The organism is Haloferax sp. Atlit-6N, assembly GCF_003383195.1.
GTDB classification, from domain to species: domain Archaea; phylum Halobacteriota; class Halobacteria; order Halobacteriales; family Haloferacaceae; genus Haloferax; species Haloferax gibbonsii.
In genome coordinates this window covers 615,983-633,547 of the sequence record NZ_QEQJ01000001.1, presented here as the reverse complement: position 1 = coordinate 633,547, position 17,565 = coordinate 615,983, and the positions used below count along the sequence as shown (strand labels likewise).

Below are 17,565 nucleotides of genomic sequence, written 5' to 3'. Positions count from 1 at the left end.
AGCACGACCGGAGGGAGTGCTTCGGTGTTTCCGCCACGATTAGTGACGGAAGTCAGTGAGATGAACGAATGTGAGTCTCGCGCGATTTTGGGCACGACTGGGCATCTCCTCTCTCACTTCCAGACGCCCCGAGACCGTTCCCACGTCCTAACACCGACGGTGTCCCTTCAAGTGTCGGCGAGGCGAACACAGAGGTATGTACGAACACATCCTGGTGCCGACCGACGGGAGCGAGGGGACGATGCAGGCGGTCGAACACGCGCTCGAACTCGCCGACGCGGAGTCGAAGATTCACGTGCTGTCGGTCGTCGACCAGCGGGTGTACCTCGCCGCCGGCGGCGACCAACAGGACGCGGTCATCCAGTCGCTCCGCGACGACGCGGTACAGGCGGTCGAGCGGTGCGCCGAGAAGTGCGAGGGGAAGGCCTCGACGGCGACCGCAATCCGCGACGGCGTGCCGCACCGGGTCATCCTCGACTACGCCGACGAACACGACGTCGACGTGGTCGTCATGGGAACCCACGGGCGGACCGGTCGCGACAAACTCACCTCGCTCGGGAGCGTCACCGAGCGCGTCATCGAGAACGCCAAGCGCCCGGTGCTCGTCGTTCATATCGACTGACTCCGGCGCGTTAAGCGCACTCCGGTGACGTTCCGGGTCGCCCGCGGAGCGTCGCCGATGACGGCGGTGGCGGTCGGGGCTGTCGGGCGACCGGCGTCGTGTCGCAGGAGTGACGTGGAGCGTTAGGCCTAAGCCCACCGTCCGGTTTCTCACGCGTATGGAGTACCACGAGGCGGTGAACTTCCTTTTCGACCTCCGGCGGTTTCAGGTCAAGCCGGGGACCGAGTCGATTCAGCGGTTGCTCTCTCACCTCGGCGACCCCCACGAAGGCGTGTCGTTCGTGCAGGTCGCGGGGTCGAACGGCAAAGGAAGCACCGCCCGGATGGTCGACGCGATACTGCGCGAGTCGGGCGCGCACGTCGGCCTCTACACCTCGCCGCACTTCGACGACGTGCGGGAGCGAATCCGCGTCGACGGCCGGAAGATTCCGAAGGCCGCGCTGTCGACGTTCGTGGCCGAAGCCAAGCCGTACCTCGTCGAGCGGGCCGCCGACGGCGAGCCGCTGACCTTTTTCGAGACCGTGACCGCGCTCGCGCTGTGGTACTTCGACCGCGCGGACGTGGACGTGGCGGTCCTCGAAGTCGGGATGGGCGGCGAACTCGACGCGACGAGCGCCGTCGACCCGGTCGCCAGCGCCGTCACCAACGTCTCGCTCGAACACACCGCCGTCCTCGGCGATACCGTCGCGGAAATCGCGAAGACGAAAGCGGCCGTCGCGCCCGCCGACGCGCCGCTCGTAACCGGGGCGACCGGCGAGGCGCTGTCGGTCATCCGCGAGGAGGTCGGCGACGTGCTGACCGTCGGCGACGCCGGCTCCGACGCCGACGTTCGCGCCTCCTACGGCGGCCGCGTCAACCACCAGGAGGCCGCCGTCACCGTCGAGACCGACGACGAGACGCTCGACGTTCGAATCCCGCTTTTGGGCGCGTATCAGGCGCAAAACGCCGGTATCGCCGTTTCGATCGCCCGGCAGGTCCGCCCCGACATCGACGAGGAGGCGATTCACCGCGGCCTCCGAAACGCCCACTGGCCGGGTCGGTTCGAGGTCATGGGCACGGAGCCGACGGTCGTCCTCGACGGCGCGCACAACCCCGACGCCTGCGCGCAGGTCGCCACCGTCCTCGACGAGTTCGACTACGACGACCTCCACCTCGTCTACGGGGCGATGCACGACAAGGACCACAGCGAGATGGTCGGAGCGCTCCCGGAGGTCGCGTCGGTCGTCACCTGCAAGGCGGACATCTCGCGGGGCGAAGACCCCGAGATTCTGTCGTCCGTCTTCGAGCGACTCGACGGCCCCGAAGTGGAGACCGGCGGCGCGGTCGCCTCGGCGCTCGACCTGGCTCGCGCCCGCGCCGCCCCGGACGACTGCGTGCTCGTCGTCGGCTCGCTGTACGTCGTCGCCGAGGCGCGCACGACGTGGACGCGGGCGGTCGTCCCGAAATCCCACCGCACCCTCGACGACGCTCGCCGGACGCTCGAACGCGCGAACGTGTCGGACGCCGCCGACCGGGGGGCGCGCGCGAAGCGGGCGGTCAATCGAACTGTCCACACCCGCGTCCAGCGCCGACAGGCCCGAGTGCTCCGCGAGGAACTGCTGTCCGTCGGCGGCGACTGCGCCGTCTCGGGCCACGAGTTCGGCGGCGAACTCGTCGACGTGGTCCTGACCGGGACGCTCGACCAGTTCGAGCGACTGACGGCGGCCCTCGAAGCCCGGCCGTACGCGCTCGCGGGGGTCGCAGCGGAGATTCGGGAGGCGTTCGGCGCGAGCGGCACCGACCGCGACGACGCCGGCGAGTACCCGTGGGACGACGGCACGGCCGTCATGGGTATCCTGAACGTGACGCCGAACAGCTTCCACGACGGCGGGGAGTTCTACGACATCGACGACGCCGTCGAACAGGCGCGGGCGATGGTCGACGCCGGGGTAGACATCATCGACGTGGGCGGCGAGAGCACCCGTCCCGGCGCGGACGAGGTCCCGGTCGACGAGGAGATTCGCCGCGTCGCGCCCGTCATCGAGGCCATCGCCGACCTCGACGTGCTCGTCTCGGTCGACACCCGGAAGGCGGCCGTCGGCGAGGCCGCCCTCGACGCCGGCGCGGACATCCTCAACGACGTGACCGGCCTCGAAGACCCCGAGATGCGCTTTCTCGCGGCCGAGCGCGACACGCCCGTCATCGTGATGCACAGCATCGACGCGCCGGTCGACCCGTCCCGCGAGGTCGACTACGACGACGTGGTCGAGGACGTCATCGACGAACTGACCGAACTGGTGTTACTCGCCGAGAAGGCGGGCATCCCCCGGCGGAACCTCATCGTCGACCCCGGTCTCGGCTTCGGGAAGTCGAAGGCCGAGAACTTCGAACTCCTCGGGCGCGCCGACGAGTTCGCCGCGCTCGGCTGTCCGATTCTCGTCGGCCACTCCCACAAGTCGATGTTCTCGCTCGTCGGCGAGGAGCCGGGCGACAACCTCGCGGCGACCGTCGCGGGCACGACCATCGCCGCCGACCGCGGGGCCGACATCGTCCGCGTCCACGACGTGCCGGAGAACGTCGCGGCCGTGAACGTCGCGCTCGCCTCGCGGGACCCGAGCCGGTTCGAAGGCGACTCGGAGAGCGAAGACTGAGACGCGGCTGCCGGCTCAGGTCCCGCGCTTCGACAAATTCTTGTCACACACTTGATTCGATTCGCGTATGTCCCTCCTCCCGTACTGGCTCTCGACGGAGTTCCCACACGTGCTGGTCGTCGCCGTTCCCCTCCTGTTGATACTTCTCCTCGCCGGCGGCCTCGCCGCGAAGGCGGTCGCCTCGCGGGTGCTCGAACCGCGGCGGGACCTCGAACGCCGAGTGGCGGAACTGGAAACGAAACTCGACGAGCGGTCCGACAAGTGAGTGGCGTTTCCCGGTCGTTCGGGAGCCGAATCAGGTACTGGACCGGGAGCCGGAGGCCGGGTCAGCAGTCGGAGCCGGTGTTTTTCTGCGCCGGGTGCCTACTCTCTCTTCGTGTGCACACTCATCCTCGCGTGGCAGGTGTTCGAAGACGCGCCGGTCGTCGTCGCCGCCAACCGCGACGAGCAACTCGGCAGGCCCGCCGAACCGCCACGGCGGTGGGACGACGGCGACGGTCCCGCAATCGTCGCCCCGCGGGACGCCGAGGCGGGCGGGACGTGGGTCGGCTACAACGACGCCGGCGTCTTCGTCGGCATCACCAACCGCTGGGTCGAGGTCGCGGGGGGCGGCGAGCGTTCCCGGGGGCACCTCGTCCGCGACGCGCTCCGCCGTGAGACCGCCGAGGACGCCGCCCGGTTCGTCGAACACGCGGTCGACGACCACACCTACGACGGCTTCAACCTCGTCGTCGCCGACGAGAACGCCGCGCTGTTCTTCGAGTGGGACGGCAGCGTCTCGGTTCGGAACTTCGACCCCGGCGTCCGCGTGGTCGTCAACGTCGGCACGCCCGACTCGTGGTTCGTCCCCGAGCGACGGCCCGAAGTTGGGGAGCGGCAGGCCGACAACGCCCGGCGATTGGAGGAGGCGCTCCAGCCCGAGCCCGACGAGTCGGTGACTGCGTGGCGCGAGCGGGCGAAGGCGGCGCTGGGCGACCACGATTTCGGCGTCTGCGTCCACGACCCGGAGGGTCGGTTCGGCACGCGCTCGTCGTCGGTCATCACGCTCGGCGAGGCGGAATTCGCCTACGAATTCGCCGACGGCCCGCCGTGTCAGACCGCCTTCGAACCGGTCGAACGTCAGGATTAAACCGCTCGCACGACGTGTAGGTGGTATGAGCGCGAGCGAAGCCGAGCAAGACCTTTCTTCCGACGAGCACGCGGGACTGGAACTCATCCGCGAGTCGGGCGGCATCCACCAGAGCGACTTCTGGAAAGAACTCGACATCTCCTCCCGGAAGGGGAGCCGCATCGCCGAGGTGCTGGAGTCGCTCGGTCTCATCAAGCGAACCGAGACCGTCTACAACGGCCACACCACCTACTACCTCGAACCCGCCGCGCGCGACCTCAGCTTCTCGATGCTGATGGCGGGCGACATGCTCTCGCCGCTCATCGGTGAAGAAGAGATAAACGCCAACAGCAACGCCTTCTCGCAGTGGCTCATGAACCTCGCCTACGAGGAGTACTGAGACGACTGCGGTCTCGTTCGAGAACCCGATAGACGACCGCTTTCCCGATTCTATTTCCGGTCCGTTTTCCCTTCCGTCCGGGTCTGTTTTCATCCCGTTCAGCGTCTCGCTTGCACCCGTCACCGACCGTGAGCGACGCGACGCTCCGCCCGCCGCGTCCGAGCCGACGGTGCGGTCGCTCGGGGGGATGGGAGTCGAAGAAGAACGCGCGAGAACGGGAACCGCGGGACGCGGTTTACTCTTCGGTCTGTTCGTCGTCCTCGGTCGCCAACAGGTCGTTGGCTTCGAGGTAGCTCTCGATTTCGTCGTTAGACAGCTCGACGAAGCGCTCGGTCTCCGCGGAGACCGTCGCCACGTCGACGCCGTCGGGCGAGGTGCCCTCCTCGCTGGTCGAGCCGATGGCTTCGAGCGCGAGTTCGATACCCTCGTCGAGGGTCAGGTCGTCGCGGAAGTTCTCTTCGAGGTGCTCTTGGTGGTCGCCGCGGTCGGCTCCGATGGAGACGGCCTTCCACTCGTAGGGGGTCCCCGAGGGGTCCGTCTCGTAGAGACGGGGGGTGCCGTTTTCGACGCCGCCGATGAGGAGCGCGACGCCGAACGGGCGCGCGCCGCCGACCTGCGTGTACTGCTGGATGTGGTCGGTGACTTCCTTGGTCAGCGTCTCGATGCCGATGGGTTCGCCGTAGCGGAGGCGGTTGACCTGCGACTGGCGGCGGGCGAAGTCGATGAGCTGGCGGGCGTCGGCGACGTGGCCGGCGCTCGCGATGCCGATGTGGTCGTCCGCCTTGTGAATCTTCTCGACGCTCGTCGGCTCCATCAGCGGCGATCGAGAGCGCTTGTCCGCCGCGAGGACGACGCCCTCGGGCGTTCGCACGCCGATGCTCGCGGTGCCGCGCTTGACGGCCTCACGAGCGTATTCGACCTGATAGAGTCGACCATCCGGCGAGAAGATCGTAATCCCGCGGTCGTACGCCTGTTGTTGCGCTTGTCCCTGCATGGAATATCACTCGAAATCGAGTTGCGTCGCGCCCGTGAACCCGTCCGGACCGCCGACGTCCAAGAGTGAGTCGCGGACGACGGCGGTTCGGGATTCGTTCTCGAACACGACGGTTCTCTCCTCGGAAATTCCGGCCCGGCCGTGTAAATACCTTTCCGAACAGGCACGCACTGTCCCCGAGACGCCTCTCACTCTCACCCCGACGGGGTCGCCGCCGACGGCGTCGATGCAGGCGAGCGCGGCCCGGGCGTCTTCGACGTGACCGCGACGGGCGCGGACGATAGTCTCGGCGATACCGTCGGCGTAGTCGAATCCGAGGACGGTGAGGTCGGCGTCGGCGCTCCCGGCGTCGCCGTAGAGGTTCTGGGCGGCGTACCAGAGTTCGCGCTGGAACGGCCCGCGGCCGAGGTCGGCGTCGGGCCACGTCTCGACTTCGACGGCGAGGTACCGCCGCCGCGGCCGGAGGTGTTTGGGCAGGTGTTTCATCGGCTCAGTTCACTCGTCGGCGGTCGGCGCTCGCTCGGCGACGAGGACGCCCACCTGCTCGTGGACGGACTCGACGGCCGTGAGGACGAACCCGGCGTCCGTGAGCGCGTCGGCGAGGAAGCCGACGGTCGCGGGGTCGTCCACCTCGGGCGAGTAAAACGGCTCGTCGGGGTCGGGCGTCCCGAAGAACATCACGTCGCCGAGGACGAACCGCCGGGGTTCGAGGTCGGCGATGACCCCGATTGCCTCGCGTTTCTCCTCGTCGGAGAGGTGGTGCATGGCGAAGTTCGTGACCACGATGTCGATTTGCTCGTCGTCGTCCACGTTCGGTTCGCGGAACCGGCCCTCGCCGAACTCGACGTTCTCGATGCCGACTTCGGCCGCCTTGGTTCGGGCCTGTTCGAGCATCCCCTCGCTGATGTCGCGGCCGACGACGCGCTTCGCGTCGGGGGCGAGCGCGAGGGCGATAGCGCCCGTTCCGGTGCCGAGGTCGAGGACCACGTCCTCGGGGGAGGGGTCGGCGTAGTGGACGACGAGCGAGACGCACGCGCGGTACTCATCGCTGTCTTGCGAATCGTCGTACTCCGCGGCGATGTGGGAAAAGCGGGCGGCGTGTTCCTCAATCGTCTTCTTCATACCGTCCTCGTTTGACGCCGGGGGCTATGAACGACTCGGACATGCGCTCGCGGTTGCGCGCCGCGAGGCGGCCCCACTCGCGGAGGCCGTCGAGCACCTGCTCGCGGTCGAAGCCGATGACCTCGCCCAGCCCCGCCAGCTCGCGGGGGCTCCGCAGGTGGAGGTGCGACGACGGGGTCGCGGAGACGACGTAGGGCGCGTCGTAGTACTCGACGAGTTCGCGGAGCTTCCGGAGGGCCGAAATCACCTGTACGCGAGTCCCCCCGTCGCTTCGAAGCACCGGACCGAAGTCGAACTCCACGCGGACGCCGTTGTCGCGGGCGGCCTTGGCGAGGACGTGATTGAAGTTGCCGTCGCCGTCCATCGGACGCGAGAGCACGTCCACTCGCGGCTGTTCGACGGCGAAGCGGTTGAGCGCGTTCGTGCCGCCGCGGAGGATGAGCAGTTCGCGCTGCGGGCGGTAGTTCCCGACCGCGCCGCTGGCGCGTTCCGGGTTCGACGCGTCGATTTCGACGGCGTCGACGAGGTCCACGTCGAGGTCGTCGCGCAGGCGGTCGTAGTCGGGGCTGGCGTCGAGCGCGCGGACGACGACGCCGTCGTAGTCGTACCGACCGGCGGCGACGGCGGCGCGGCTGGCCGTACTCTCGCCGTCGGGGTGTGCGTAGACCGCCTCGTACATACGCCGACACAGGAACGGGTGGGAAAAGGGCGTTGCGTTCCGGAGCTCCGGCGCGAGGGCGGGCGACGGACCGTCAGAACCGGGCGTACGCAGCGAACGACGCGAGGCAGAGCGCGGCGACGCCCGCACCGACGCCGAAGCCGGGGACCTCGAACCCGGACCGCGAATCGGTCGTCGTCGCCGTCGACGGCGGGGCCGTTTCGGTCGTCGTCGCCGTGGTCTCGACGTCGGGCGTGAGCGTCGAGTCACCGGGCATGTTGTGCGTCACGAGCGTGGCGTTTTCTTGGTAGATAGACTGCTGGTTGTGGCGAATCGAGACTTGAACCGGACCGCCGCGGAGCTGGGACAGCTCCGAGAGGTCGAACGTGACGTCGAACGTGCCGTTTTCGCCGACGCGGACGGCCTTCGAGACGAGGAACGGGTGGGTGTCACCCACGGACTTCACGCGGACGCCGATGAGCGTCCCGGACGAGAACGAGGTCGTCCCGTGGATGTGCTCGTCATCGGCCGCGTCGAGCGTGAGTCCCTCGCCGGAGTGGTCGATAACGGTGCCGTCGGCGGCGACGGCTCCCGGAAGCGACAGCGCGACGACGACGAGGAGGGAGACGACGAGATGGCGAGGGCGCATCGTCCGAAACGTATCGTTCGGACAACAAGTACGTTTTGATTAATTAACAGTTAGGCGGTGAGCGCGGCGACGGCGGCGCGGAGCGCGGCGGCCGCGGTTCGCACGTCGTCGGTGCGCACGTACTCTCTGTCGGCGTGCGCGACCGCGCCCTCGTCGTCGGCGAGGTCGCCGGGACCGAAGACGACGACGGGCGCGGGCGAGAAGTAGGAGGCCTCGGTCGCGGCCGTGAAGGGCCGGACGTCCGCCCGCCCGCCGGCGTCTCGGGAGGCCGCGGCGAGCGCCGTCACGAGTTCGTGGTCGGGGTCGGTCGCGAACGCTTCGAGGAACGGCGTCGGGCGCTCCGTGAGCGCGAAGTCGACGCCAACGTCGTCGGGCGCGGCGGCCCGGAGCGTCGATTCGAGTTCCTCGCGGAAGCCCTCGGCCGTCTCCGGCGGGACGCTCCGGCGGTCGACCACGAGTCGGCAGTCGGCGGGCACCTGATTCGAGTTCGCGCCGCCGTCGACCATCGTCGGCGTCAGCGTCGCCGGGCCGAGTTCGGGGTGGGCCTCGCGGTCGTCGTCGAACGACCGGAGCGCGTCGAGGACCGGCGCGAGCGCGTCCACGGCGTTGACGCCCGACTGCGGCTCGGCCGCGTGCGCGGCGACGCCCGACAGCGACACCGTTCCCTCGAACCGACCCTTCGCGGCCGTACAGACGTCGAGGCCGGTCGGCTCGCCGACGATGTACATGTCGCCGCCGAGGTCGAGTTCGGCGGCGCCCGTCGAGAGGAGTTCCTCGTCGGGCGTGATGGCGAGCGTCACTCGGGCGTCGGGGCCGGGGTCGGCGGCGAAGAAGGCCGAAAGCAGGGCCGCGAGTGGGCCCTTGGCATCGCAGGAGCCGCGGCCGTGGATGACGCCATCGTCGCGGTCGTACGGGACGTGCGGCGAGACGGTGTCGATGTGCGTGTTGAGGACGAGGTGCGTCGCCGGCTCCGCCGCTCCCTTCGAGGCGACGGTGTTGCCGGCGTCGTCCACGGTCGGGGAGACGCCCTCGGCTTCGAGCGTCTCGACCAGCAGGTCGCGCATCTCGCCCACGTCGTCGTTCGACGCGACGGGGACGGCCCGTTCGAGGAACGCCACGGGGTCGAACCCGTCGGCGTCGCCGCTCATCGCTCGCGGAAGACGATGTCGGCTTCGCCGTCGCCCTCGTAGACGGCCGGTCCGCCGAGGAGCGCGGAGCCCTCGTCGGGGACGGTCACGGAGAGCGCGCCGCCCGGCGGGGTGACGGTTACGGCGTCGTCACCGGAGACGTGTCCGAGTCGCTTCGCGGCCGCGACGACGGCGACCGCGCCGGTGCCGCAGGACTGCGTCTCGCCTTCGACGCCGCGCTCGAAGGTGCGCTGGCGGAAGCCGCCCTCGCCGTCGGGGGAGGCGAGCGTGACGTTCGCGCCCTCGGTGAACACCGGTGCGTGACGGACCGCCGGCGCGACCGATTCGAGGTCCACGTCGTCCACGTCGTCGACGAAGGCGACGGCGTGGGGCACGCCCGTGTTGACGGCCGTGACGGTCAGGCCCTCGACCTCGGTGTCGACGAGTTCGTCGTCGGACGCGAGCGGTACGTCGCGGGGCGCAAACGAGGGCGCGCCCATCTCGACGGTCACGTCGGTGCCGTCGAGGCTCGCGCGGCGGGTCCCGGCGGGCGTGTCTATCATGACTTCGTTCGTGCCGGTTCGCTCGGCGGCCCACGCGGCCGCGACGCGAGCGCCGTTGCCGCACATGGCGGCGACGGAGCCGTCGGGCTGGACGAGGGTCATGACGACCCGCGGCGGGTCGTAGCGCGATTCGAGCGCGAGGAACAGGACGCCGTCTGCGCCGCGGCGTTCGCTCTCGCTCAGGGTGATTCCGGCCTCGCGGTCGCAGTGGGTGCGGGCGAAGGCGGGTCGGTCCGGGACCGGGTCGTCTGCGTCGACGACGAAGAAGTCGTTTCCAGTGCCGTGGAACTTTTCGAAGGGAACGGTGTTGAGTACGCTCATGATTCTGTGTTGGTGCTTGGTCAGTTGGGGATGTGCTCGGATGCGGTTCGTTCGAGTGCGGTGACGTCGTCGAGGGTCTCGCGCCGGCGGGCCAGTCGGGGGCCGTCGGCGTCGAGGACGACTTCCGGGGGGCGCGGACGAGAGTTGTAGGTGCTCGCCATCTCGTAGCCGTACGCCCCCGCGTTGCCGAGCGCGAGACAGTCGCCGCGCTCGGGTTCGGGGAGTTCGCGGCCGTCGGCGAACACGTCGCTCGTCTCGCAGACGGGGCCCGCGACGATGGTCGAAACCGGGTCGGCGTCGGGCCGAGAGAGGTTCGAAATCGCGTGGTACGCGTCGTACATCGCCGGTCGGAGCAGGGTCGTCATACCAGCGTCGATGCCGACGACGGTCGTCTCGGGGGCCTCCTTCACGGTGTTGACCCGCGAGAGGAGGACGCCGGCGTCGGCGACGACGTAGCGGCCGGGTTCGATTGCGAGTCGCGCGTCCACCTCGCCGAGCGCCTCGCGGGTCGCGTCGGCGACGGCGTCGAGGTCGAGCGGCGGTTCGTCCTCGCGGTAGGGGACGCCGAAGCCGCCGCCCACGTCGACGAATTCGAGGTCGCCGACCTCTCGGGCGAGGTCGCCCATCCGGCGGACCAACTCGCGGTGCGCCGAGAGGTCGTCGCCGGAGATGCCGCTTCCCGCGTGGGCGTGGACGCCGACGAGGTCGAACTCGTCGCGCGCGTCGGCGGCGATGTCGGGGACGCGGTCGATGGGGATGCCGAACTTCGCGTGCCCGCCGGTCGTGACCTTCTCGTGGTGGCCCGCGCCGACGCCGGGGTTCGCGCGAAGGCAGAGCCGACCGTCGAAGCCGCGCTCGCGCAGGCGGTCGATAGTGTCCGCCGCGCCGACCGTGACGGTCATCTCGGGGTTCGACTCCCACCGCGAGACGACGTGGTCGAGGTCGGCGTCCGGCGGGTTGACCGCCGTGTAGCGGACGCGCTCGCCGGGGAAGCCGGCGTCGAGGGCGCGCTCGACTTCGCCCGCGGAGGCGCACTCGGCGTCGACGCCGGCCTCGCGGACGGTTTCGAGCACCGCGCGACCGGCGTGGGCCTTGACGGCGTAGCTGACGTGCGCCTCGGGGAACGCCTCGCGGAGTCGGTGACAGTTCTCGCGGACGCGACGGAGGTCGGTCACGTACAGCGGCGAGCCGAACTCGTCGGCGAGCGACAGCAGGTGCTCGCGGTCCCAGTCCGAGAGCCGCCGGACGGCCGGCCCGCCGCCGCTCATTCGCGCAGCGCCTCCTCCCGACGGGTGGCGTCGAGGGTGTCGTCCTCGATGTCGAGGGCGACGACCGCGGGCTTGTACGCGCCGCCGGCGAACAGGTCGTGGTCGCCGAGCGACGACTCCACGAAGCGCGTGAAGGCGCGGCGGTTCGCGGGCAGGTGGCCGTAGTAAATCTCCTCGTCCACGAGGTCGTAGACGGGGATTCGGGGCGTCAGAAGCGTGTTCTCGCCGACGATGGAGTTCTCGCCGACGACGAAGCCGGAGGTGACTCGACAGCCCGCGCCGAGCGCCGCGCCGTCTTCGACGACGACCGGGGCGTCCTCGACGGGTTCGAGCACGCCGCCGATGAGCGTGTTCGCGCCGAGCTTGACGTTCGCGCCGATCTGCGCGCAGGAGCCGACGGTGTCACAGGAGTCCACGAGCGTGCCGTCGCCGACGTGCGCGCCGACGTTCACGAACGAGGGGCTCATCATGATGCAGTCGGAGCCGAGGTACGCGCCGCGGCGGATGGCGGTGCCGTCCGGGGTGTTGCGCGTGCCGCGCTCGCCGAGGTCTTCGGTGTCGCGCAGGGGGAGCACGTCGTGGTAGCGGACGTCGCCGTACTCGCGGGCGAGCGTCTCGCGCAGGCCGAAGTTGAGCAGGATGCCCCGCTTGACCCACTCGTTGGCCTCCCACGAGGTCACGTCGGAGCCGGTCTTCTCGGCGGCGCGCACCTCGCCCGCTTCGAGGGCGTCGAGGAACGCGTCGAGCGTGTCGAGTTCGTCGACGGTCGCCGATTCGGCGTCCACGTCGCCGTCGTTGTATCGCTGCCACAGGTCTCGTACGTCGGATTCCAGGTTCATTCGAGTACCTCGGTGAAGTCGTACCACCCGGCGTCGCGGTCGGAGAGCCACGCCGCGGCGTCGAGCGCGCCGGCGGCGAAGACACCCCGCGACCCCGCGCGGTGCGTGAGTGAAAGAGACTCGTGATTTCCAGCCAGTAATACCTCGTGCTCACCGGCAATATCCCCCGCCCGGCGAGCGTGGACGCCGACTTCGCCCTCGGACCGGGGCGCTTCGCCCTCGCGGCCGTGGACGCGCGGGGACTCACCGCGTGCTTCGTCGATGTCGTCGAGGATGGTCAGCGCCGTTCCGCTCGGGGCGTCGCGCTTGGCGTTGTGGTGCGTCTCCGTGAGTTCGATGTCGTAGCCGTCGAGGGCGGGAACCGCCTCGCGGACGGCCCGGCGGAGCGCCGCGATGCCGCGCGAGAAGTTCGAGGCGTACAGCACCGGGACCTCCGATGCGGACTCGCGGAGCGCGTCGAAGCCGCCCTCGCTCAGCCCGGTCGTCCCGGTGACGAAGCCGACGCCCGCCTCCGCGCAGGCCGACGCGTACTCGATGCAGGAACCCGGGCCGGTGAAGTCGACCACGACGTCGGGGTCGCGCGAGGCGAGCAGGTCGGCGAAGTCGGCCGCGTCCTCGACGGCGACGCCCTCGACCTCGTCGCCGGGCGAGCGGCTGACCGCGAAGGCGACCGAGAGGTCGTCGCGGTCGGCGGCCGCGGCGAGGACTTCCCCGCCCATGCGGCCGGTCGCGCCGGTGACGCCGAGAGAGACCGTCACTCGGCAGCACCCCCGTCCGGAATCGCCTGTTCGGCTTCGAGGTCGGACAGCAGGCGGCGCAGTTCCTCGGTGTTCTCCTCGGTGAGGCGGGTGAGCGGCGGGCGCAGGCTCGCCGGGCCGTAACCCCGAATCTCCATGGCCTCCTTGACCGGGATGGGGTTCGTCTCGGAGAACAGGTGGCGGTTCAGCGGGGCGAGGTCGTGGTGGATGTCCCGGGCGCGCTCGTAGTCGCCCTGCAGCGCCGAGTGGACCATCGCGCCGACGCGCGCGGGCTCGACGTTCGCCGTGACCGAGATGGCTCCGACGCCGCCGACCGAGAGAATCGGGAGCGTGAGCGCGTCGTCGCCCGACAGCACCGCGAACTGCTCGTCTCGGGTCCGCTCGACGACCTCCGAAATCTGGCCGAGGTCGCCGCTGGCGGCCTTGTAGGCGGTGATGTTCGGGTGCTCGGCGAGCGTCGCGGCCGTCTCGGGCAGGATGTTGCTCCCGGTGCGCCCGGGGACGTTGTAGACGATCTGCGGCAGGTCGATTTCGTCGGCGATGGTCCGGTAGTGCTCGACGAGACCGCTCTGCTCGGGCTTGTTGTAGTACGGCGAGATGAGAAGCAGCGCGTCGGCCCCGGCGTCGGCCGAGCGCCGGGAGAGTTCGAGCGCCTCGCGGGTCGAGTTCGACCCGGAGCCGGCGACGACGGGCACGTCCTCGACGGCCTCGACGGCCGCCTCGACGACCTCGACGTGTTCGTCGTGGGTGAGCGTCGCCGACTCGCCGGTCGAACCGACGGGCACGATGCCGTCGACGCCGGCCTCTTCGAGGCGTCGCACGTCGGCCTGGAACTGTTCGAAGTCGATACTGCCGTCGTCGTGGAACGGCGTGGTCATCGCGGGATAGACGCCGCGGAAGTCGAATGATGTCATGTGTCGGTGATGGGTGTGGTGACGGTCGTGGGAAGGTCGGTATCGGTCGTGTGACCGGAACGTGCGTCAGCCGAAGGCCGCCCGAGACGGGGTCGCTACTCCCGCAACGAGCGATTCAGTACGCACGTTTTTTCGAAAAGAAAGCGGCACGCGACGCTGTCGAGGGTGTGGTGACCTCCGAGGGCCGCGTCGCGTCGTTCACACCGGATGCAGGTGCTGGAAGCGTAATATAACTTGCGTCGTCTGCAGGACCTGCCGGACATCGCCGGCCCGCCTCTGGCGGCTTTGGGGCACTCTCCGTCCGGTTTCCGGTCTCCGAGGTGGACACTCGTCCGACGCGTGCCCGCCTCCCCGGACGGTTATTAGCCCGCGCCGCCCAAGCGTCGTACGAATGACCGAGATTCACCCCGACCAGCGCGTCGCCATCCTCGCCGACGCGCAGAACCTCTACCATACGGCACAGAGTCTGTACTCGCGGAACATCGACTACTCGTCGCTCCTCAAGAAGGGAACGGCGGGCCGCGCGCTCACCCGCGCCATCGCCTACGTCATCCGAGCGGACTCGCCCGACGAGGGGAGTTTTTTCGATGCACTCGTCGACATCGGTTTCGAGACGAAAATCAAGGACATCAAGACGTTCGGCGACGGCTCGAAGAAGGCCGACTGGGACCTCGGCATCGCGCTCGACGCGGTCAGCCTCGCCGACCACGTGGACACGGTCGTCCTCTGTTCGGGCGACGGCGACTTCGAGCGGCTCTGTACCCACCTCCGCCACGAGGGCGTCCGCGTCGAGGTGATGGCGTTCAAGGAGTCCACCGCGGACGAACTCGTCGAGGCGGCGGACGCGTTCATCGACCTCTCCGAACGAAAAGAGACGTTCCTGCTGTAGTCGCAGGGCGATTATTCGAACTGCGGAATCACCGAGTCGCCGTCGATATCGGGGCCGGCCGTTCCGGCCGGTCCGTTCGAGCCCGAGTCGTGGGCCTCGAAGAAGGCGACCGCGTAGACGTACTGGAACGTCGCCAGAACCATCTGCGTCGCCAGCGAGATGGCGGCGATGGCGGCGATTTCGGTCGGCGAGAATCCGAGGCCCGCCTGCGCCGCCGCGGGGTTCGCCGCGTCCTGTACCTGCTGGACGTTCTGGAACGTCCGAAAGACGATGAATCCCGTGACGGGGATGCTGATGAGGAGGCCGACGACGAACCGGATGACCGAGTAGCCGAGCGAGGGGACGATGTTGTTCCGGACGAGTCGGTAGCTCTCGCCGAACGACTCGATTGCGCCCTTGTCGCCGACGACGACCGCGACGGGGTAGAACTGAACGAGGAAGATGACGACGAAGTACGCCAGCCCGATGAGGCCGAGCACGGCGAGGCCGACGAGGAAGCCGCCGCCGAGAGCGAAGTTGGAGACGTCGCCACCGCCGGCGGCGAGGCCGCCGAGGCCGAGCGAGATGGCCATGACGACCGCGGCGATGAGGAACACGATACCGAAGGCGATGACGATGCCGAGTTGGACGATGTTCGCGAGGAGCATCGGGACGTACTTCTCGCGGCCGACGTCGGTCAGGGTCGAAAGCGAGGTCGACCCCCCGCTGTCGACCGCCTCGTCGGCCATCCCGTAGAGGCCGGCGGCGACGAACGGCGTGACGAAGAACGTCACCGCCATCAGGGCGGTCGGGACGATGGGTATCTGCGCCAACTGCGTGGCGAGTTGCGGGAGCGTGACGAGACCTAAGGCGAGCCCGGCGAGGAACAACACCGGGTTCGAACGGATGCCTCGGAGGGCGGTCTGGAGGGAGCTAATCGCAGCCATACCTCGACGTGTCGATGCGATAATACGTAAAACGGGTGGGTCGAGACGGCGGCGTACTGGGGTCGCGGCCGAGCCCGCGAGCGGCGTGTCAGGCCGTTGGCGTCGCCAGTCGGGCGACGGTGGCGACCGCGCCGAACGCCGCGATGGCGGCGAGCACCGTCGGGAGCCGCCAGTCGAGCGCCGTCTGGGTGAGGAGCGCGCTGCTCGCGAGCAGCAGCACAGTCCCCACGGCGGCGAGTCGAACGTCCACAGACATACTCCGACGGGGGTCTGTCCCGTACTTAGGGCTTTCCGTCTCGAACGTGCGTGCTAACCCGGTACACGCGGCCGGGCGGGACCGCGACCCACTTTAGCCGGCGGGGCGAACGACTGGGTATGACCGAAGGTCACGCGACCGATTTGGACGACCTCCGGGTCGTCGCCGACTACCAGTTCGGGGCCGGCGCGGGCGACGCGCTGTTCCCGACCGACGCGGACATCGAACTCTCGCGCTCGCGCAGCGGCCGCCCGCGACAGGTGTACGTCGAGGGCGACCGCGTCACCTCCTACGGCACCGACGGCCGGTTCACGCTCGGCGTCGCCGGCGGCCGCCGCCTCTACGACAGTCTCGACGGCGACGCCTACGTCGTCCGCGTCGGCGACGAGTCGGTTCCGTTCGTCAGCGACGGCAAGAACGCCTTCGCCAAGTTCGTCACCGACGCCGACCCGGCGGTTCGCTCGGGCGACGAGGTGTGCGTCGTCGGCCCCGACGGCGACCTGCTGGGCGTCGGTCGCGCGGAACTCTCCGCGGACGCGATGCTCGATTTCGAGGCGGGGATGGCGGTTCGCGTCCGCGAGGGCGCGGACGAAGAGTGAGGTGAAGTCGGGGAACTCGGACGTTACGCCGCTGTTGGGATTCTAGAGAGGTGGGAGAGATGGGGTGCGAGACGTAGAGGGTGAGTTCAGCACGACAAAGAGGCTCTACCCACAGACCACATTCTAAACCTCTCGTTCAGTTGGGGTCCGTATCAACTACCGTCTTAGCGTACTGATTTCGCCCAAATCGGTTCAATAATGTTACTTGGTTGGGGAGTCGTGATTTTCTATGGCTTCTGGGCGCTACCCTCGTATCACGGTTACTGAAGGCCCTCAACCCAGCAAGAAACCCTTCCAGCTCAGTATGGAGAAGCTACGCGATTTCTCATCCGATGCACCTGCTCAGATTCGGGGTTCATTTGAGAATCTTTCCTCCGAAGAGCAAACGGTTGGCTTCGGCGCAATCCAGCCGTACTCCAGTATCTGGAGTGAAGGCCAAGGATGGCTTGTTCTCATTCCGAGTGACCGTCAGGTACAGAAACACGCCTTCGGAACAGACGAACAGATTATCCCGGACCGCTCGGTCGAGGGGTGCTGGCAGACGAATCTTGTTCACTTCGTTCTTCCTGACGTGCTTAGATGGCAGTCACTCGATGCGGGAGAGTGCATTCAGACCGAATACACTGTACTGCATTACCCGGAGCGGGAAATATTGGAGGCCACGATGGACAAGTGGGTGAGTAACCGACCCGAAGATATGGGTTGTCTTCCCGCAGGGGAACACCGCTTTACCGAATCATTTGTGCCGAAAGTTAGAGCGGACACGACATGGGAAGAGTTTGAGTGGAGCTATACACTCACGATTGAAGAATAGCTCTCCATCTGCCGACTCGGACGACCGAAGCCCGGCAAGTTACCATGACCGATTCGCGCTCTATCCAGCACAGCCGCAACAAACAATCACCGGCAGAGAACTTCGACGG

The 17,565-nt window shown here is 68.5% G+C and carries 21 protein-coding genes; 8 read left to right on the top strand and 13 right to left on the bottom strand.

The annotated features are described in order from the left end of the window. Positions 1-196 precede the first annotated feature (196 nt). The 5 genes from DEQ92_RS03270 to DEQ92_RS03250 all read left to right on the top strand — a co-directional run bounded on the left by DEQ92_RS03270 (position 197) and on the right by DEQ92_RS03250 (position 4,759). Complete coding sequence (locus tag DEQ92_RS03270) at positions 197-622, top strand: universal stress protein (protein WP_004977521.1); 426 nt, start codon at positions 197-199, stop codon at positions 620-622. A 157-nt stretch (positions 623-779) separates the two neighbouring features. Beyond that, entirely contained in the window at positions 780-3,251 is a 2,472-nt protein-coding gene (folP, locus tag DEQ92_RS03265) for a dihydropteroate synthase (RefSeq protein WP_115804718.1), read from the top strand. Positions 3,252-3,318: 67 nt separating this feature from the next. Continuing rightward, positions 3,319-3,516 carry a hypothetical protein gene (locus DEQ92_RS03260; RefSeq protein WP_115804719.1) on the top strand — a complete coding sequence of 66 codons (198 nt, stop codon included), beginning with the start codon at positions 3,319-3,321 and terminating at the stop codon, positions 3,514-3,516. Between the two features lie 111 nt (positions 3,517-3,627). After that, complete coding sequence (locus tag DEQ92_RS03255; protein WP_115804720.1) at positions 3,628-4,380, top strand: NRDE family protein; 753 nt, start codon at positions 3,628-3,630, stop codon at positions 4,378-4,380. A gap of 25 nt (positions 4,381-4,405) precedes the next feature. Continuing rightward, on the top strand, positions 4,406-4,759 hold the full coding sequence (locus tag DEQ92_RS03250) for a hypothetical protein (protein WP_004977518.1): 354 nt from the start codon (positions 4,406-4,408) through the stop codon (positions 4,757-4,759). Positions 4,760-4,994: 235 nt separating this feature from the next. Here the strand turns inward: DEQ92_RS03250 and psmA are convergent, their stop codons facing one another. The 11 genes from psmA to dapA all read right to left on the bottom strand — a co-directional run bounded on the left by psmA (position 4,995) and on the right by dapA (position 13,972). Continuing rightward, on the bottom strand, positions 4,995-5,753 hold the full coding sequence (psmA, locus tag DEQ92_RS03245; protein ID WP_004977517.1) for an archaeal proteasome endopeptidase complex subunit alpha: 759 nt from the start codon (positions 5,751-5,753) through the stop codon (positions 4,995-4,997). A gap of 6 nt (positions 5,754-5,759) precedes the next feature. Further along, on the bottom strand, positions 5,760-6,239 hold the full coding sequence (locus tag DEQ92_RS03240; RefSeq protein ID WP_004977516.1) for an Rpp14/Pop5 family protein: 480 nt from the start codon (positions 6,237-6,239) through the stop codon (positions 5,760-5,762). Positions 6,240-6,248: 9 nt separating this feature from the next. Then, entirely contained in the window at positions 6,249-6,875 is a 627-nt protein-coding gene (locus tag DEQ92_RS03235; protein WP_004977515.1) for a class I SAM-dependent methyltransferase, read from the bottom strand. Next, positions 6,859-7,554 carry an RNase P subunit p30 family protein gene (locus tag DEQ92_RS03230; protein WP_115820407.1) on the bottom strand — a complete coding sequence of 232 codons (696 nt, stop codon included), beginning with the start codon at positions 7,552-7,554 and terminating at the stop codon, positions 6,859-6,861. Before DEQ92_RS03230 ends, DEQ92_RS03235 begins: the two co-directional genes overlap by 17 nt. A gap of 73 nt (positions 7,555-7,627) precedes the next feature. Next, positions 7,628-8,182 carry a BGTF surface domain-containing protein gene (locus DEQ92_RS03225; RefSeq protein ID WP_115820406.1) on the bottom strand — a complete coding sequence of 185 codons (555 nt, stop codon included), beginning with the start codon at positions 8,180-8,182 and terminating at the stop codon, positions 7,628-7,630. 50 nt (positions 8,183-8,232) lie between these two features. Beyond that, positions 8,233-9,330, bottom strand: coding sequence for a M20 family metallopeptidase (locus DEQ92_RS03220; protein WP_050458884.1), 1,098 nt, complete (start codon positions 9,328-9,330; stop codon positions 8,233-8,235). Continuing rightward, positions 9,327-10,193 (bottom strand): diaminopimelate epimerase, encoded by an 867-nt coding sequence (dapF, locus tag DEQ92_RS03215; protein WP_115820405.1) that lies wholly within the window; start codon positions 10,191-10,193, stop codon positions 9,327-9,329. The genes DEQ92_RS03220 and dapF overlap by 4 nt, the downstream gene beginning before the upstream one ends. A 20-nt stretch (positions 10,194-10,213) precedes the next feature. Further along, positions 10,214-11,461 carry a diaminopimelate decarboxylase gene (gene lysA / locus DEQ92_RS03210; protein ID WP_004977510.1) on the bottom strand — a complete coding sequence of 416 codons (1,248 nt, stop codon included), beginning with the start codon at positions 11,459-11,461 and terminating at the stop codon, positions 10,214-10,216. Further along, entirely contained in the window at positions 11,458-12,300 is an 843-nt protein-coding gene (locus DEQ92_RS03205; RefSeq protein ID WP_004977509.1) for a 2,3,4,5-tetrahydropyridine-2,6-dicarboxylate N-succinyltransferase, read from the bottom strand. Before DEQ92_RS03205 ends, lysA begins: the two co-directional genes overlap by 4 nt. Next, positions 12,297-13,058, bottom strand: coding sequence for a 4-hydroxy-tetrahydrodipicolinate reductase (gene dapB, locus DEQ92_RS03200; protein WP_004977508.1), 762 nt, complete (start codon positions 13,056-13,058; stop codon positions 12,297-12,299). Before dapB ends, DEQ92_RS03205 begins: the two co-directional genes overlap by 4 nt. After that, on the bottom strand, positions 13,055-13,972 hold the full coding sequence (gene dapA / locus DEQ92_RS03195; RefSeq protein WP_004977507.1) for a 4-hydroxy-tetrahydrodipicolinate synthase: 918 nt from the start codon (positions 13,970-13,972) through the stop codon (positions 13,055-13,057). Before dapA ends, dapB begins: the two co-directional genes overlap by 4 nt. A 391-nt stretch (positions 13,973-14,363) precedes the next feature. On the opposite strand from dapA, the gene DEQ92_RS03190 reads away from it, so the two are divergent. Next, complete coding sequence (locus DEQ92_RS03190; RefSeq protein WP_004977506.1) at positions 14,364-14,861, top strand: NYN domain-containing protein; 498 nt, start codon at positions 14,364-14,366, stop codon at positions 14,859-14,861. A gap of 11 nt (positions 14,862-14,872) precedes the next feature. Here the strand turns inward: DEQ92_RS03190 and DEQ92_RS03185 are convergent, their stop codons facing one another. Further along, entirely contained in the window at positions 14,873-15,787 is a 915-nt protein-coding gene (locus tag DEQ92_RS03185) for a hypothetical protein (RefSeq protein WP_004977503.1), read from the bottom strand. A gap of 88 nt (positions 15,788-15,875) precedes the next feature. Next, positions 15,876-16,043: a hypothetical protein gene (locus tag DEQ92_RS23385; protein ID WP_156224355.1), complete on the bottom strand. Its 168-nt coding sequence runs from the start codon at positions 16,041-16,043 to the stop codon at positions 15,876-15,878. Positions 16,044-16,162: 119 nt separating this feature from the next. Between DEQ92_RS23385 and DEQ92_RS03180 the strand changes: the two genes are divergently transcribed. Beyond that, positions 16,163-16,642: a PUA domain-containing protein gene (locus DEQ92_RS03180; protein WP_004977500.1), complete on the top strand. Its 480-nt coding sequence runs from the start codon at positions 16,163-16,165 to the stop codon at positions 16,640-16,642. A gap of 304 nt (positions 16,643-16,946) precedes the next feature. Beyond that, positions 16,947-17,456 (top strand): hypothetical protein, encoded by a 510-nt coding sequence (locus DEQ92_RS03175; protein ID WP_233510289.1) that lies wholly within the window; start codon positions 16,947-16,949, stop codon positions 17,454-17,456. Positions 17,457-17,565 lie beyond the last annotated feature (109 nt).